The sequence below is a fragment of the Verrucosispora sp. CNZ293 genome (assembly GCF_002754655.1).
On sequence record NZ_PEFR01000001.1, the window covers coordinates 815,782 to 832,788 of the forward strand.

The window sequence follows — 17,007 nt, forward strand, 5'->3', positions numbered from 1 at the left end:
GACAACAGTTACCAACGAGATCGAGGTGTGAGCATGATGGCAGGGAAGACGGCACTCGTCACCGGCGCGTCGTCCGGGATCGGGGCCGCGTTCGCGCGGCTGCTCGCCGCCGAGGGCTACACGCCGGTCCTGGTCGCCCGCCGGACCGACAGGCTGACGCAGGTGGCGAACGAGATCCGGGAGCGTACCGGGACCCGCTGCGAGGTACTGACCGCAGACCTGACCGACCCCAAAGCGCCGGAATGGGTCGTGTCGCAGGCCAACGAGATCGTCGGTGGCATCGACGTGCTGGTCAACAATGCCGGCCTGTGCCGTAACGAGACCTTCGCCGAGGCGCCGTGGGAGCGGGCGGCGGGGGAGATCCAGCTGATGGTCACCGCACCCACGGAGCTCATCCACCGGGTGTTGCCGCACATGCGCAAGCGCGGTTGGGGTCGGATCGTGAACATCTCGTCGGTGTCGGCGCTCGGCCCGCCCGGTGCGAGTCTGCTCTACACGGGAGTGAAGAGCTACCTCCTGCACACGTCGCAGGCGCTGGACATGGAGCTGAAGCCGCAGGGCATCAACCTGACCGCGCTGTGCCCGGGCCAGACCCGCACCGAGTTCCACGACGTGATGGGCGTGCGGGAGATCGCCGACAAGATGCCCGGCTTCATGTGGCAGGACGCCGACACGGTCGCCGCCGCCGGCTGGAAGGCCGTGTCGAAGGGGAAGCCGGTCTGCATCCCCGGCGCGATGAACGGAGTGATGGCCTACATGACCCGGCCCATGACGGTGAATGCCGCCTATTCGTTCGGCCGCAAGTTCAACCCGTTCAAGGACACCGCCGCATAGCACCTGGCGGTCCGAAGATGAAGAGGTGTGGTGCGCAATGACAGAAAAAGGCGATACGACCCAGCCGACGCTGGCGATGAACGAGAAGTTCTTCCTCGTCGTCGACTCGGCCACCGTCGGCCAGCACGTGGCGATGCTTGCCGTCTTCTCACCACCGGACGGCGCCGACGCCGACTTCGCCGTCCGGCTGCTGGAACGGCTGAGGAAGATCCGTACCTTCGCCGCGCCGTTCAACTACGTGTTGGATCGGCCGGCGCTTCGCAAGATCGCGCCGTCGATGAGCGCGCTTCCCGATGACCAGATCGACCTCGACCGGCACCTGCGGTACCACCGGCTCCCGGCGCCGGGCGGCCAGCGCGAACTGGACGACCTGATCGCCGAGCTGCACTCGCCGCGGCTCGATTTCGGGCGGCCGCTGTGGGAGTACCACCTCATCGACGGGCTGGCGAACGGGCGCTTCGCCACCTACGTCAAGTTCCACCACGCGGTCATGGACGGCGTCGGCTGGAACCAGCGCTTCACGCAGTCGGTGACGCTCGAGCCCGAGGACCAGGAGCTTCGGCCCATCTGGACCATCGGTCCCAACGCGACCCGGCCGGCCCCGCCGGCTCCGGCGCCGATGAAGGACGTGATGGCCGTGCGGAAGGAGATGAAGCGCAACGCGAAGCGGGCGGTGCCGGAGATCGCCGCGCCCTACCTGGCGCCGAAGACCGTCCTCAACAGGCGCCTGACCAAGCGGCGTCGGGCGACGACCGTGGCCTATCCCCTCGACCGCATCCGGGGCATCGCCAAGACGGCCGGCGTCACGGTCAACGACGTCCTGGTCAGCTCCGTGGCCGGCGGGCTACGCCGCTATCTGGAGGAGCGCGGTGAACTCCCGCGCAAGTCGCTGATCGCCAGCGCCCCGTACAACATCCGACCGCCCGGCGACGACGCCACCCTCAACGCCTACAGCACGATCCTCATCACGATGTTCACCGACATCGCGCACCCGGTCGAGCGGTTGAAGGCGGTGGCGCGGTCGAGTGGCTTCGCCAAACGGGACATCCGCAGCCGTACGCCGGAGGTCGCGGTGATGTACTCGCCGCTGATCGGCGGGACCTGGACGATCAATCAGATGACCGGGCTGGCGGGACGGACGGCCCCGCCGTTCAGCACCATCGTCTCCTGCATTCCGGGCCCGGACAGTGACCTCTACCTCGGCGGGGCGCACCTGGACGCGATGTTCCCGATCGGGCCGCTCTACCACGGCAGTGGGCTGATCGTCGCGGCCCTGACCATCTCGGGAACCTTCGGCATCGGGTTCCACTGCTGCCCGGACACCGTGCCGGGGATCGAGTCGATCGCCCGATACACCGCGGCGGCGCTGGACGACCTGGAGTCCACTCTGGCGGTCGGTGCGGGCACCTGATCGGATGACGGGATACGCGATGTTCGATGACATGTCGCAGTTTCACGCCTGGTTCGCCGAGCGGGAACTCGCCAACGAGTACCGCGTCTCCGTCACGTCGCTGGATTCGCTCGACGGCTGGCGCACCGATCCGGAGACCGGAAACATCCACCACCACAGTGGCAGGTTCTTCTCGGTGATCGGCGTCAACGTCGACGCGGACAGCCGTACCCCCGCAGCGTGGTCGCAGCCGATCATCCTGCAACCGGAGATCGGGATTCTCGGCATCCTCGCGAAACGGGTGGACGGCACGACGTACTGCCTGATGCAGGCGAAGATGGAGCCGGGAAACATCAACCTGCTCCAGCTGTCGCCAACGGTCCAGGCCACCCGGAGCAACTTCACCCGGGTCCACGGCGGCAGCGCGGTGCCGTACCTGGAGTACTTCCGCACCCCGCGGCGGGGCCGACCGGTGTTCGACTCGCTCCAGTCGGAGCAGGGGTCGTGGTTCCTCGGCAAGCGCAACCGCAACATGATCGTCGAGGTGGAGGAGGAGGTACCGGTCGGGGAGAATTTCTGCTGGCTCAGCACCGGTCAACTGGCGGAGCTGATGCGGATCCCGAACCTGGTCAACATGGACGCCCGTACGGTGTTGTCGGGGGTCTCGTTCCTCACCGGCGACCGGCACCAGCGCGACGGCGACGCCCGCCACCCACTCGGCCACATTCTGAGCTGGTTCACCGAGGTCAAGTCACAGCAACAGCTCAAGCGATCGGTCGTGCCGCTGCGCGAGTTGCCGGACTGGAAACGCTCCAGGGGAGCGATCCACCGCCTCGACGGGCGGCACTTCTCGGTCATCGGCGTCGACGTGCGAGCCAGCGACCGCGAGGTACGCAGCTGGTCGCAACCGATGTTCCGGCCGTCCGCCCGTGGCGTGATCGCCTTCCTCGGCCGGCACTTCGACGGCACGTTCCACGTCCTGGTGCACGCGCGGACCGAGGCTGGCACCGCCGACGTCGTCGAGATGGGGCCGACCGTGGCGTGCATCCCGGACAACTACGCCGGCGCGGTGGACGCCGAACGGCCCCGGTACCTCGACGTCGTCCTGGGTGCGTCCCCGTCGCAACTGCTCGTCGACATCCTCCACTCGGAGGAGGGCGGCCGGTTCTACCACGCCGAGAACCGGTATCTCGTCATCGACGTGGGCGAGGACTTCCCGGCCGAACCCCCCTACGGCTACTGCTGGCTGACCGTCGACCAACTGGCCGGCTTCATCCGATACGGCAACCACGTGAACGTCGGTGCGCGCTGCCTGCTCAGCTGTATGACCGACCTCATCTCGCAGGAGGCGACACCATGACATTGCGGGTGTGGGACTACGGCGCCGAGTACGCCAAGGAGAAGGACGACATCCTCGACGCCGTCGAGACCGTGTTCGAATCGGGGCAGCTCATCCTCGGGGCGAGCGTGCGTAACTTCGAGACCGAGTTCGCGGCCTACCACGGGGTGCCCTTCGCCACCGGCGTGGACAACGGCACCAACGCCATCAAGCTGGGCCTGGAGGCCATCGGGGTCGGGCCCGGCGACGAGGTGATCACCGTTTCGAACACCGCGGCGCCGACCGTCGTGGCCATCGTCGGCACCGGCGCGACCCCGGTCTTCGTCGACGTGCGCGAGCGCGACTTCCTCATGGACACCGAGCAGGTGGCCGACGCCGTCACAGCGCGTACCAAGGCCGTCGTGCCGGTGCACCTCTACGGGCAGTGCGTGGACATGGCACCGCTGCGGCGGCTGGCCGCCGAGCGCGGCCTCCGGATCCTGGAGGACTGCGCGCAGTCGCACGGTGCCCGCCAGCAGGGGCGACTCGCGGGCACGATGTCCGACGTCGCGGCCTTCTCGTTCTACCCCACGAAGGTGCTCGGAGCCTACGGCGACGGCGGAGCGGTGATCACGTCGGACGCCGACACCAACCGTGAGCTCCGGCAGCTGCGCTACTACGGGATGGAGGAGGTCTACTACGTCGTCCGGTCGCCCGGGCACAACTCGCGCCTGGACGAACTGCAGGCCGAGATCCTGCGGCGGAAACTTCGCCGACTCGACGCGTACATCGAGGATCGCAACCGGGTCGCCCGCCGCTACGAACGGTACCTCGCCGATGTCGACGGGCTGCTCCTGCCGCAGACCAACCCGGGTAACACCCACGTCTACTACGTCTACGTGGTGCGTCACCCGGCGCGCGACGCGATCCTCGACGCGCTGCGCGCCAAGGGCATCTCGCTGAACATCAGCTACCCCTGGCCGGTCCACACGATGAGCGGCTTCGGGCACCTCGGCTGGGAGCCGGGCATGCTGCCGGTCACCGAGAAGCTGGCCGGGGAGATCTTCTCCCTGCCGATGTACCCGTCGTTGTCCGAGGCCGACCAGGACCGGGTCATCGAGGCGCTGCACGAGGTGGTCCCGACCCTATGACGCCCGCCCGGACGTTCCGCACCTACGACATCGACAGTGCCGTCGAGTTCACCGCTCCGGTCCACCGGGACGACAGGGGCCAGTTCACGAACGTCTTCCGCGACTCCGACTTCCGGTCCGCCACGGACCGTCCGCTGTTTCCCGTACGCGACGTCAGCTTCAACGTCTCCGGCCGAGGGGTGCTCCGCGGCATCCACTACACCTCCGACCCGCCGGGCCGGGCGAAGTACGTGTACTGCCCGCACGGCCGGGTCCGTGACTACCTCGTCGACCTGCGCGTCGGTTCTCCGACGTACGGCCGCTCGGTCTGCACGGAACTCAGCGGTGACAACGGGCGGGCGTTGTACATCCCGGTCGGCGTCGGCCACGCCTTCCTGGCGCTCGAGGACCGCTCGACGGTCGTCTACCTGATGTCGGAGGAGTACGACCCGCTCCGGGAACTCGCGGTCTCGGCGCTGGACCCCGAGCTTGGCCTGTCCGTACCACCGGGCCTTCCGATCGCCAGGTCCGAGCGCGACACGGCCGCGCCCACCCTGGCCGAGGCGCGCGCCGGGGGACTGCTGCCGGAGTACCGGTCCTGCCTTGCGGCGGAGGCGGCGCTGTGGCAATGACAGCGGCCGGCGCACCGTCGCCGCACGTCACGGTCCTCGGCGCCACCGGGTTCATCGGATCGGCGGTGCTGCGGGAACTGGCGGCCCGACCGATTCGGATCCGGGCCGTGTCACGTCGACCCGGTCCGATGCCTCCGGCCGGGCCCGCCGAGGTCGAGGTGCGGACCCTCGACCTCACCGCGCCCGGCGCGGTGCGGGAGGCGATCGAGGGTACCGATCTGGTCGTCCACGCTGTCGCGTACATCGCGGGGGTGTCGACCTGGCGCGTCGACGCCGGGGACACCGGGGCGGAACGGGTGAACGTCGGTGTCGCCCGGGACCTCGTCGACGCTGCCGCCACCCGGTGCGCCGGCCCGCTGCGGGTCGTGTTCACCGGCACGACGACCCAGGCCGGTCTCACCCGGCACGAGGTGCTCGACGGCAGCGAACCCGACCGGCCGGCCGGCGAGTACGACCGCCAGAAACTCGCGGCGGAGCGGCTGCTGTTGGCGGCGACCGATCGCGGCGTGCTGGCGGCCACCTCGCTGCGGCTGCCGACGGTCTTCGGCTACGGCCCCCACTCGACGGCGCCGGACAAGGGTGTCGTCGCCGTCACGGTCCAGCGGGCCCTGGCGGGACAGCCGCTGACGATGTGGCACGACGGATCGGTCCGGCGGGACTTCCTCTACGTCGACGACGCCGCCCGGGCGCTTACCGCCGCGGGTGACCACATCGACGAACTGTCCGGCCGCGGATGGCTCGTCGGCACGGGTGTCGGTACGCCACTCGCCGAGGCCTTCGCCGCGATCGCCGACCTCGCGGCGGAACACACCGGCACGCGCGTCCCGGTGGTCTCCGTCGAGCCACCGGAGTACGCCGAACCCGGCGACTTCCGCAGCGTGACAGTCGATTCCACGGCCTTCCGCACGGTCACCGGCTGGCACCCCCGGTTCGGCCTGACAGCCGCGCTGCGGCACACGATCGCCCACTGCCAGGGGCGCCGACTCGCTGGCCGGGGCGGTGGACGCACGGACGAACGGTGACCTGCGACAGACACGTCCCACGATCTATGGAGAAGACATGTGCCGAATCTGCGGCGGAGTGGTCAACGAGTTCCTGGATCTCGGCCGGCAGCCGCTGTCCGACGCCTTCGTGGACCCGGCCGAGACCGCCGACGAGTTCTACTACCACCTGCGGGTCGGCGTCTGCGAGTCGTGCTCGATGGTGCAGCAGCTGGCGGAGGTACCGCGGGAACGGATGTTCCACGACTCGTACCCGTACGTCTCCTCGGGGTCGGTCCGGATGCGCGAGCACTTCACCCGCACCGCCCACGACCTCCTCGACCGCGAGTCGACAGGCAGCGACCCGTTCATCGTCGAGATCGGTTCCAACGACGGCACCATGCTGGCCGCCGTTCGCGCGGCCGGCGTACGGCATCTGGGGGTCGAGCCGTGCGGCGGGGTCGCCGACGTGGCACGCGCCGCCGGTGTCCGGGTGCGCTCGGCCTTCTTCGAGGAGGCGGTCGGTGCGGAGATAGCCGCGCAGGACGGTCCCGCCAACGTTGTCTTCGCGGCGAACACGATCTGCCACATCCCGTACCTGGATTCGATCTTCCGCGGGATCGACGCCCTGCTGGCGCCGGACGGTGTCTTCGTCTTCGAGGACCCCTACCTGGGTGACGTCATCGAGAAGAACTCCTTCGACCAGATCTACGACGAGCACTTCTACGTGTTCTCGGCGCGGTCGGTGCAGGCGATGGCCCGGCGGTTCGGCTTCGAGTTGGTCGACGTGCGGCGGCTGCCCGTGCACGGCGGAGAGGTGCGGTACACGCTCGCCCGAGCGGGGGCGCGGACCCCATCGGCAGCGGTGGGCGCCCTCGTCGCCAGCGAAGATGCCCGTGGCCTGGCCGAGCTGTCCACTCTGCACGCATTCGCGGCCGAGGTCGACCGGATCAGCCGTGATCTGGTCCGTCAACTCGAGAAACTGCGGGACAGCGGGCTGCGGGTGGCCGGCTACGGCGCCACCGCCAAGAGCGCGACGGTGACGAACTACGCCGGGATCGGGCCCGATCTCGTGCCCTGTGTCTTCGACACGACGCCGGCCAAGCAGGGACGCCTGATGCCCGGTTCGCACATCCCGGTACGCCCCGCCGCGGAGTTCGCCGAGTACGGCGCGGACCGGCTGCTGCTGTTCGCGTGGAACCACGCCGAGGAGATCATCGCCAAGGAGCAGGACTTCGCCCGAGGCGGCGGGCGTTGGCTGCTCTACGTACCGGAGGTGCGTCTGCTCTGAGCGGGTACGTGCCCAGGCTGCGGAGCAGTGTGCCCATGGCTCCGCAGCCAGCGGCAGGGGATACCCGATAACCACGTGCCGGGTGGGAAAATGCGACGCCACCCTTATTGCCGGTCCGGTAGAAGTATTCCGCCTCGCCGATTTGTCGGGGCCATGCACCGGGGGCGCCCGGGGTCTCCGACGCGGTGGAGATGACGGCTACCCTCGGTGACCTGACTGCCGCTCACTCTGCGGAAGTATTGCGTTCTTGAGCAGGTGGCACCGGCCGATACGGTCCGCTGAATCGTTGCTGATATTTACCTCTGCGAAACGTTGCTGGTAACTGCCTCTCCCGCACGGCAGGCCAGAAGCCCTGGTCAGCGTGCAGGTAGGCGCACTGCCAATTGGTGAGACTGCGGATTTCGCGATACCGGAGATGAGGAATCGCCTCGTTCCGGTGTCAGTGACGACCATCTGGGCGGTGCGCTCCTCATGCCTTTTCGTGTGATCTACATGAACGTATATGCAGATCTAACCTGTTGCCTTGCTGGTGGCTGCTGGTAGCGTCGAGAACTGTTCCGCTGAAAACCGACAAGTTATGGCGATGGTCCGCGCCGATCTGCTCGGCTCGCGGTTTTGTTTCTGGAGACGGACGGTGTCGCGTCAATCTGCAACTGCGGATATGCCGTGGGAAGAAGTGGCGGAGACCATCGAGTTCATCCCGCCTGCTGTTCCGGCCGGACCGTGCCGGGAATCGTCGCACGCGGCGTGCCGCGCCGCGGGCCGGCCGAGATCGACAGGCGCTTCGGCCGACTGCCGCCGGGTGCCCGACCTCGGCGGGACCGGCTGCGTCGCGGTCAGTCTGTTCGCGGCCGAGCGCCTACGGGACGCCGGCCACCGGGCCGAGTCGAGACGCGGCCGGCCGGCCACCCAGCAAACCTGCGGCTCGTCGGCGCCGGTCCCAGTCGGCGCGAGCCAGTACCGCCGGAGTCCAGAGTCGTCACAGGAAGAGGATGAGATGTCGAGTTTCGAGAGTCTGTCCCGGCTGGACCTCTCCTACCCGGAGGATGCCCGGCGCATCCGTACCCGGGCGGATGTGGAGCTCTACTATGAGGTCCGCGGCGAGGGTACGCCGATCACGCTGCTGAACCACTTCCTGATGAGCGCGCCGCTGTGGCGGGTGTTCACCGAGGATCTGGCGCGCAGCTATCGCCTGATCAGCTACGACCTGTGCAACCATGGTGCCTCCTCGCACGTGGCCGAGGAACCGACCTGGGCCGAGCACGTCAGCGACCTGGTCGCCTTGCTCGACGCCCTCGAAATCGAGTCGACGTACCTGATCGCGGCGTCGGCCTCCACCGTGCTGGCCCGGGACATGGCGCTGATGCACCCGGACCGGGTCAAGGGCATGGTGCTGGCCGGTCCGGTCTACGGACCCAAGGGCATGCGGCGTCAGCGGCAGTTGCAGCGGGCCTGGCTGCGGACGATCGAGAGCCACGGCATCGTGGGCTTCTACGAACATCTCTACCCGGAGCTGTTCAGCGCCGAGATGAACGAGGCGCTCGGCACGCCCGGCTTCCTCGGCCTGCGCGAGGCATTCACCGCGGTCACCACCCTCGAAGACCTGGTAAACGGTCTGAGCCGGTCACTCGTCGACGACCACAAGCCGGAGCAGGCGGCCGGCGTCCAGGCACCGACGCTGATCGTGGTCGGCGACGACGATCTGCTGCTCAGCCCGACCGGTGCCCGGGAACTGGCCGAGCAGTTCCCCAACGGCAGCTACGAGATCATGCCGCGCGCCGGTCACCAGCCCTTCCTCGACGACGCCGCGGGATTCCAGGCGATCGTCCGCAAGTTCGTCGACGAGGTGCAATCGCGTGCCTGAGGACGTCGCCGGGTCCCGGCGGGGCCTGGAGGCCGAGTTCGGCTCCGAACCCGACGACGACGTCCGGCCAGCGGTCCCGCGCTCGACCGCGCCGCTGGCCGGACATGTCGCAGTGCTGCGGAGCTGATCGTGGGCCTCGGGTGGCTCGCTCCTGCCAGATGCCGATAGGCGACAACCACACATTGATGAGGAGGAACCGTGGCGGATCCTGGAGACATCGCGGTGATCGGCATGGCCTGCCGGTTCCCCGGTGGTATCGATTCCCCGGAAAGTCTGTGGAACCTGATCGCGAACGGCGGCGACGCGATCACCGAGATTCCCGCGGACCGATGGGACGCGGATGAGCACTACGACGCCGAGCAGGGGGTGCCGGGCCGTTCAGTCTCGCGCTGGGGCGGCTTCCTGACCGACGCCGGAGGGTTCGACGCAAAGTTCTTCAAGATCGCCGAGCGGGAGGCACTCGCCACCGACCCGCAGCACCGGGTCCTGCTGGAGACCGCCTGGGAGGCGGTCGAACGATCCGGAACACCGCCATCCGCGCTCGCCGGCAGCCGCACCGGCGTCTTCGTCGGCATCGCCCACGGTGACTACTCGGTGGTCACCCACGGAGTGCGGAAGATCCACCCGTACTGGTTCACCGGCACCGCATTCAGCATGGCCTCCGGACGCATCTCGTTCGCGCTGGACCTGGCCGGCCCGTCACTGAGCGTCGACACCGCCTGCTCCTCGGGCCTGACCTCGGTGCACCAGGCGTGCATGAGCATCCGCTCCGGCGAGAGCGACATGGCCCTGGCCGGTGGAGTCATGCTGATGCTGATCCCGGAGCCGGCGGCCGGCGCGTCCGGGCTCGGCATGCTGTCCCGCAGCGGCCGGTGCCGGCCCTTCGACAGGTCCGCCGACGGCTTCGTCCGGGCGGAGGGCTGCGGCATGGTGTTCCTGAAGCGGGCCACCGACGCGCTGGCCGACGGCGACCACATCCTGGCGGTGATCAAGGGCATCGCGACGAACCAGGACGGTCGCACCGACACCATCACCATGCCGTCGCAGGCCGCGCAGGCCGCGGTGCACCGGGCCGCGCTGGCCGACGCCGGGATCACCCCCGAGCAGGTCGGGATGGTGCAGGCGCACGGCACAGGCACCCCGGTCGGTGACCCGATCGAGTTCCGCGCCCTGGCCGAGGTCTACGGTCAGGGCACCGGCCCCTGCGCGGTGACCTCCGTCAAGTCGAACCTCGGTCACACCGAGTCGGCCGCCGGCACCGCCGGGCTGATCGCCACCGTGCTGGCGCTGCAGCATGGTGTCGTACCCGGGACGCTGCACCTCGAAGAGCTCAACCCCGAGATCAGCGCGTTGAACACCCGGCTCTTCGTGCCCGGGAAGTCGACGCCGTGGCCGGACGCCCCCGGGCCCCGGCGAGCGGGCGTCTCCTCGTTCGGCATGTCCGGCACCAACGTCCACGCCGTGGTCGAGGAAGCGCCCCGGACCCGGACGGTCGCGGACAACCCGTCGCGGCGATCCGCCGCGCAGCTGGTTCCGCTGTCGGCGAGCGCGCCGGAGGAACTGGGCCCGACCGCCGAGCGGATCGCGGACTGGCTGGCCGTCCACGAGGACGTCACCCTCGCCGACCTCGGATACACCCTGGCGCGGCGGCGCGAGCACCGCGCGGTCCGTACCGCCGTGATCGCCGCGGACCGGCCGGAACTGATCGCCGCGCTGCGCGGCGTGGCCGACCAGGTGGCCGAGCGGCCCCCGGCACCGGTGGTCGGTGACGACTCGCGCGGCCCGGTCTGGGTCTTCTCCGGCCAGGGTTCGCAGTGGGCCGGCATGGGTGCGGCGCTCCTGGCGACCGAGCCCGAGTTCGCCGCCATGGTCGCCCGGGTGGAGCCGCTCGTCCAGCGCGAGTCGGGCTTTTCGGTGACGGCCGCGATGACCGACCCGGAGACGGTGACCGGCATCGACCGGGTGCAGCCGACGCTCTTCGCCATGCAGGTCGGGCTCGCCGCGGCCTGGCGTGCGGCGGGCGTGCGACCAGCCGCCGTCATCGGGCACTCGCTGGGTGAGGTGGCGGCCTCCGTGGTGTCCGGTGCGCTCTCCCTCGACGACGGCGTCAAGGTGATCTGCCGTCGGTCCCGGCTGTGTGCCCGACTGGCCGGTGCCGGCGCGATGGCGTCCGTCGAACTACCCGCCGAGCGCGTCGAGCAGGAACTGGCCGCCTACGACGACGTCGTGGTGTCGGTTGTCGCCTCACCGGAGTCCACGGTGATCGGTGGCGCCACCGACCGGGTCCGTGAACTGATCGCGGCGTGGGAGAGCCGGGGCGTGATGGCGCGCGAGGTCGCCGTCGACGTCGCCTCACACTCGCCGCAGGTCGACCCGATCCTGGCCGAGCTGGCCGAAGTCCTCGCCGACCTCACGCCGGCCGCCGGGACGGTGCCCGTCTACGGCACCGCGCTGGACGACCCGCACACGCAGCCGGTCCCCGACGCCGCCTACTGGGTCGACAACCTGCGCCAGCCGGTCCGGTTCGGCGCCGCGGTGCTGGCCGCGCTCGAGGACGGCCACCGCGTCTTCCTGGAGCTGTCCCCGCACCCGCTGCTCACCCGGGCGGTGGAACAGTGCGCCCGGTCGTCCGGGCTGCCCGCCGCCGCCCTGCCAAGTATGCGGCGCGGCCAGGAGACCCCGCACGGCCTGCTCACCAGCCTGATCGAGGTGCACGCGGCCGGCGGCGGGGTCGACTTCTCGCTGCTGCATCCGGACGGTGAACTCGTCGAGGCGCCGCTGCCGACCTGGGCACGCCAGCACCTGCTGGTCCGGGCCGACCAGTCCCCGCCCGCACACACCGTACGGGTGCATCCGCTGCTCGGCGCGCATGTCCGACTCGACGAGAGCCCGGAGCGGCACGCGTGGCAGTCCGACGTGGGCACGGCGGTGCTGCCGTGGCTCGTCGACCACCGGGTTGGTGACGTTGCCGCCTACCCCGGATCGGCGCACTGCGAGGCGGCGCTCAGCGCGGCCGGCGAGGTCTTCGGTGGCGGCGGCGAGGTGCACGGGCTGCGCTTCGAACGCATGCTGCTGCTCAGCGACCATGACGAGGTCACCGCGTCCGCCACGGTGACCGCGCCGGACCAGGCCCGGTGGGAGGCGACCACGTCGGACAACGGCGAACGGGTCCGGCTGGCCTCCGCCACGCTGCACCCGTCGGCGGACGTCGCCGAACCCGAGCCGATCGACATCGACCTGCTCCTCGACGAACATTCCGACCCGCTGCCGGGGGACGAACTGCGGCGGATCGTCGGTGAGCGAGGCATCCAACCCGGACCGGCGTTCGCCGGGGTCACCACGGTCCACCGCCTGCCGGGCCCGGACGGCCGGACCGTGCTCGGTGAGGTCGAGTTGCCGTCCGCGCTACGCAGCGGAAACGACGGTTTCGGTATCCACCCGGCGCTGCTGGACGCCTGCTTCCAGTGCGTGATCGCGATGCCCGCGGTGGCGCAGGAGGTGGCGGACGGCGGCCTGATGGTCCCGCTGGAGGTGGGACGGATCCGGCAGTGGGCGCCGTCCGCCGCCGCACGGTACTGCCATCTGCGACTGGTGTCCCACGACAGCACCCGGGTGGTTGCTGACATCCAGCTGACCGATCGCTACGGCGCTGTGCTGCTGACCGTGGAGGGCCTGGTCATGGGCACCAGCGGCAGCGACGAGGAGAGTGCCGGGCAGATCCTGGCTGAGCGGCTGCTCACCGTCGGCTGGCACCGCACCGAGCCGCCGCGTCCCGCCGAGAGCCGGTCCGACGACTCGTGGCTGATCCTCGCCCCGGACGTGGCAGTCTGCGAGCCGGGCGAGCTCGCCACGGCTCTGCGCGGGCAGGGCGGCAAGGCCGAAGTCCGCCCGTGGGCGTCCTCCGGCACAGCTCCCATCCTGCCGGAGGGCACCTGGCGTGGCGTCGTGCTGCTCTGCCCACGCCCGGCCGGGCCTGCCGATGAGGACGGCATCGCCCGCGGTCGCGACCTGGTGCAGGCGGTTGTCGGGGTCGCGCAGGAACTCGCCGCGTTCGGTGGCACACCGCCCCGGCTCTACGCGGTCACCCAGTCCGCACAGCAGGTCATGACCGGCGACGTGGTCAACCTCGAACACGCCGGGGTACGCGGCCTGCTGCGCGTGATCGGCGCCGAGTTCCCCGACGTCCGGGCCACCCAGATCGACGTCGACGAGGCAGTCGTCGAGGGACTCGCCGCCGAACTCGCCGCCGACAGCCCCGAGGACGAGACCGCCTGGCGCGCCGGGCACCACTACACCGCCCGGCTCGAGCGGGCCCCGCTCGCCGCCGGGGAACGGCACCGGACGGTCACCGACCCCGACGCCGACGGTTTCCGGCTGGAGATCCGCCACCCGGGCGACCTGGACTCGCTGGAGCTGGCCGTCGTCCCGCGCCGTACCCCCGGCCCGGGCGAGATCGAGATCGCGATCGGCGCCGGCGGCATCAACTTCGTCGACGTGCTGGTGGCGCACGGCAACGGCTTCAGCTACGAGGGGGAGATCCCCGGCTTGGGTGTGGACTGCGCCGGCACCGTGGTCCGGGTCGGCGACGAGGTCACCGGTTTCGCGATCGGCGATCGGGTGATGACCGCCGTCGGTGTCACCGACGGCGCGTGGGGGAGTCACGTCACTGTCGACGCCCGGCTCGCCGCCCCGCTGCCGTCCGGGCTGAGCGTCGAGGAGGGGGCCGCGACCCCGGCGGTCTACGCCACCGCCTGGTACGCCCTGCACGAGCTGGCCCGGATACGGCCCGGCGAGCGCGTCCTGATCCACTCGGCCACCGGCGGCACCGGGCAGGCCGCGGTTGCCATCGCCCGCCGGATCGGCGCGGAGATCTTCGCGACCGCCGGCAGCGAGGACCGCCGGGAATGGCTGCGGTCGACGGGCATCACGCACGTCTACGACTCCCGCAGCCTGGAGTTCGCCGACCGGATCCGCGAGGACACCGGAGGCGCGGGAGTCGATGTGGTGCTGAACTCGCTCACCGGCGCGGCGCAGCGGGCGAGCCTGGACCTGCTGACCTTCGGCGGCCGGTTCGTCGAGATCGGCAAACGTGACATCTACGGCGACTCCCGGCTGGACCTCGCCCCGTTCCGGCGCAACCTGGCCTTCTACAGCGTCGATCTGGAGCTGATGGCCGGCGTCGATCCGGGACTGCTCGGTCGGCTGCTCCGCGAGGTGGCGGAGCTGATGAGCCGTGGCGAGCTGCCAGCGCCGATGGTCACCGCCTTTCCGCTGAGTGAGGCGGCGACCGCGACTCGGACCATGGCCGCGGCCCAGCACACCGGCAAGTTCGTGCTCACCACGGCTGTCGATCCCGGAACGCCTGTGGTGGTGCCGCCGGCCCGGTTCCCGGCGTTCCGCGCCGACGGCGCGTACCTCGTCACCGGCGGACTGGGTGGCCTCGGCCTGCGGCTGGCCCGGCATCTCGCCGAGGCGGGCTGCGGCCGGATCGTGCTGAACTCGCGGTCCGCGCCGAACGCCGAGGCGACCGCCGCGATCGCCGCGCTACGCGAGGCGGGGGCCGACGTGCAGGTGGAACTCGGCGACATCGCGGACCCGGGCACCGCGGTACGGCTGGCCGCCGCCGCCCGGGCCACCGGGCTGCCCCTGCGCGGGGTGCTGCACGCCGCGGCGGTGGTCGAGGACGCCACAGTGCCGAGCATCACCGCCGAGTTGGTGCGCCGGGACTGGGCGCCCAAGACGTACGGGGCCTGGCACCTGCACCACGCCACGATCGACGACGACCTGGACTGGTTCTGCTGCTTCTCGTCGGCCGCCGCGCTGCTCGGCTCCCCGGGCCAGGGCGCCTACGCCGCCGCGAACAGCTGGCTGGACGGTTTCGCGCACTGGCGGCGTGCGCAGGGGCTGTCGGTGACCGCGATCGCCTGGGGTGCCTGGGCCGAGATCGGCCGTGGCGCGGTGCTCGGCGAATCCGGTGACACCACGATGATCACGCCCGACGAGGGGGTCCGCGCCTTCGACACCCTGCTGCGGCACACCAGGACCTTCACCGGGTACGTCCCGCAGTCCCGGGCACCGTGGCTGACCTCACTCGCCCGCCGCAGCCCGTTCGCGGCGGCGTTCCAGGACAGCCAGCCAGCGCAGTCACAGGCGTCGGCGCTGCTCAGCGAAGTGCGGGCACTGCCGGCCGGTGAGCGGGTCGGCTGGCTGAGCAAGTTCCTCGCCCGGGAGGCCGGCGCGATCGTCCGCGGGACTGTCGACCCGGGCCGGCCGTTCAACGACTACGGCCTGGACTCGCTCGGCAATCTCGAGCTGCGGACCCGGGTCGAGACCAGCCTGGGTATCCGGGTCGCCCCCAAGGCGATCGCCACCAACAACTCGGCCCGGGCGTTGGCCCAGCACCTGGCCGAACTGCTCGGCGAGCAGGAGGCGCGGTGACCGCGATCCTGTTGACCGGGGTGACGGGGTCCCTCGGCGGGCATCTCGCCGCGGCACTGCTCGCCCAGCCACACCCGGTGATCTACTGCCTGGTCCGCGCCGCCGGCCCGGCGGCGGCCGATCGCCGGCTGCGGGAGCGGATGGCCGAGATCGGCGTGGACGACCCGCAACGTCTGGTCGCAGTGCCGGCCGATCTGGATCGTCCCGGTCTCGGCCTGCCGCCGAAGGTCTGGAACGACCTGGCCGAACGGGTCTCGCGGATCTACCACAGCGCCGCGTCCGTGCACATGACGGCGCCGTACCACGATCTGGCGCCGTCAAACGTCGGCGGCACCAGGGCGCTCGTGGAGCTGGCCACGGCGGCCGGCCGGCCGGTCGGCTTCCATTTCGTGTCCACGATCGCGGTGTTCGCCGATGCGGCCCGGGCCGGACTGTCCCGGGTCGACGAGACGACGCCGCCGTCGATGGCGACGTCCGGGCACCTCGGGTACCCACGATCGAAGGTGGCCGCCGAACGGGTCGTCGCCAGGGCCGCCGAGCGTGGCGTGACGGCCACGATCTACCGGCCGGGTCTGGTGACCGGGCATTCCGGCACCGGTGGCACCTCCACGTCCGACCTGCTCATGCCGCTGCTGAGGGCGGCCGTCGCGGTCGGGGCGGTACCCGAGCGGGTTGAGGCGGTGCCGATGGACGCCGTCGATCAGGTCGCCGGCAACCTGGCCCGGCTGTCCGCCGGGCCGTCGGCCGCCGGGCGGGCGTATCACCTGGTGAAGCCGCAGCCGGTGGCGCTCACCCACGGATTCGACGCGCTGCGCCGGGCGGGGTATCCGCTGGACTCACTGCCCGGCCCTCTCTGGTGGGAGCGGGCGACCGAGCGGGCCACCCATCCGGACGTGGCACCGCTGATCCAGATGGGGAAGATCGGGCGGCGGATGCTCGGCCTGGAGCCGGCCTATCCGATGCCGGAGATCAGCGCGGAGCACACCTGGGCGGCCCTGCGCGCTGCGGAGCCGGCGCCGCCGTCGGTGCCGCTGGACGACGCGTTCTTCGACCGCCTCATCGCGCACGGCTTCAGTCAGGCGGTCCGGGAGCGGCCGATCCTGACCCGCTGAGAATGCCTCGGAACCAGG

Annotated in this window: 11 protein-coding genes; all 11 read left to right on the forward strand. The window is 70.6% G+C overall.

Features of this window, described 5'->3' with window-relative positions:
* The first annotated feature begins 33 nt into the window (after nucleotides 1-33).
* Nucleotides 34-834: an SDR family NAD(P)-dependent oxidoreductase gene (locus tag CLT74_RS03780; protein WP_099851227.1), complete on the forward strand. Its 801-nt coding sequence runs from the start codon at nucleotides 34-36 to the stop codon at nucleotides 832-834.
* Nucleotides 835-871: 37 nt separating this feature from the next.
* Nucleotides 872-2,245, forward strand: a complete 1,374-nt coding sequence (locus CLT74_RS03785; protein WP_158240201.1) for a wax ester/triacylglycerol synthase family O-acyltransferase — start codon at nucleotides 872-874, stop codon at nucleotides 2,243-2,245.
* A gap of 19 nt (nucleotides 2,246-2,264) precedes the next feature.
* Nucleotides 2,265-3,584 carry an NDP-hexose 2,3-dehydratase family protein gene (locus tag CLT74_RS03790; protein ID WP_099845287.1) on the forward strand — a complete coding sequence of 440 codons (1,320 nt, stop codon included), beginning with the start codon at nucleotides 2,265-2,267 and terminating at the stop codon, nucleotides 3,582-3,584.
* Nucleotides 3,581-4,693: a DegT/DnrJ/EryC1/StrS aminotransferase family protein gene (locus CLT74_RS03795; RefSeq protein ID WP_099845288.1), complete on the forward strand. Its 1,113-nt coding sequence runs from the start codon at nucleotides 3,581-3,583 to the stop codon at nucleotides 4,691-4,693. Before CLT74_RS03790 ends, CLT74_RS03795 begins: the two co-directional genes overlap by 4 nt.
* Nucleotides 4,690-5,304, forward strand: a complete 615-nt coding sequence (locus CLT74_RS03800) for a dTDP-4-dehydrorhamnose 3,5-epimerase (RefSeq protein WP_099845289.1) — start codon at nucleotides 4,690-4,692, stop codon at nucleotides 5,302-5,304. The genes CLT74_RS03795 and CLT74_RS03800 overlap by 4 nt, the downstream gene beginning before the upstream one ends.
* The gene (locus CLT74_RS03805; protein WP_099845290.1) at nucleotides 5,301-6,326 is read left to right on the forward strand and encodes an NAD-dependent epimerase/dehydratase; all 1,026 of its coding nucleotides are present in this window, start codon (nucleotides 5,301-5,303) and stop codon (nucleotides 6,324-6,326) included. Before CLT74_RS03800 ends, CLT74_RS03805 begins: the two co-directional genes overlap by 4 nt.
* 37 nt (nucleotides 6,327-6,363) lie before the next feature.
* Nucleotides 6,364-7,575 (forward strand): class I SAM-dependent methyltransferase, encoded by a 1,212-nt coding sequence (locus CLT74_RS03810; protein ID WP_099845291.1) that lies wholly within the window; start codon nucleotides 6,364-6,366, stop codon nucleotides 7,573-7,575.
* 997 nt (nucleotides 7,576-8,572) lie between these two features.
* A complete protein-coding gene (locus tag CLT74_RS03815; RefSeq protein ID WP_158240202.1) occupies nucleotides 8,573-9,439 on the forward strand; it encodes an alpha/beta fold hydrolase in 867 nt (288 codons plus the stop codon).
* A complete protein-coding gene (locus tag CLT74_RS31130) occupies nucleotides 9,432-9,566 on the forward strand; it encodes a hypothetical protein (RefSeq protein WP_486581959.1) in 135 nt (44 codons plus the stop codon). Before CLT74_RS03815 ends, CLT74_RS31130 begins: the two co-directional genes overlap by 8 nt.
* Nucleotides 9,567-9,637: 71 nt before the next feature.
* Nucleotides 9,638-15,877 carry a type I polyketide synthase gene (gene pks2, locus CLT74_RS03820; protein WP_486581960.1) on the forward strand — a complete coding sequence of 2,080 codons (6,240 nt, stop codon included), beginning with the start codon at nucleotides 9,638-9,640 and terminating at the stop codon, nucleotides 15,875-15,877.
* The gene (locus CLT74_RS03825; RefSeq protein WP_099845293.1) at nucleotides 15,874-16,989 is read left to right on the forward strand and encodes a thioester reductase domain-containing protein; all 1,116 of its coding nucleotides are present in this window, start codon (nucleotides 15,874-15,876) and stop codon (nucleotides 16,987-16,989) included. Before pks2 ends, CLT74_RS03825 begins: the two co-directional genes overlap by 4 nt.
* The last annotated feature ends 18 nt before the right edge of the window (nucleotides 16,990-17,007 follow it).

Coding starts and splice junctions, on each gene's coding strand:
- CLT74_RS03780 (WP_099851227.1), top strand. CDS start 34: ATGATGGCAGGGAAGACGGCACTCGTCACCGGCGCGTCGTCCGGGATC.
- CLT74_RS03785 (WP_158240201.1), top strand. CDS start 872: ATGACAGAAAAAGGCGATACGACCCAGCCGACGCTGGCGATGAACGAG.
- CLT74_RS03790 (WP_099845287.1), top strand. CDS start 2,265: ATGTTCGATGACATGTCGCAGTTTCACGCCTGGTTCGCCGAGCGGGAA.
- CLT74_RS03795 (WP_099845288.1), top strand. CDS start 3,581: ATGACATTGCGGGTGTGGGACTACGGCGCCGAGTACGCCAAGGAGAAG.
- CLT74_RS03800 (WP_099845289.1), top strand. CDS start 4,690: ATGACGCCCGCCCGGACGTTCCGCACCTACGACATCGACAGTGCCGTC.
- CLT74_RS03805 (WP_099845290.1), top strand. CDS start 5,301: ATGACAGCGGCCGGCGCACCGTCGCCGCACGTCACGGTCCTCGGCGCC.
- CLT74_RS03810 (WP_099845291.1), top strand. CDS start 6,364: ATGTGCCGAATCTGCGGCGGAGTGGTCAACGAGTTCCTGGATCTCGGC.
- CLT74_RS03815 (WP_158240202.1), top strand. CDS start 8,573: ATGTCGAGTTTCGAGAGTCTGTCCCGGCTGGACCTCTCCTACCCGGAG.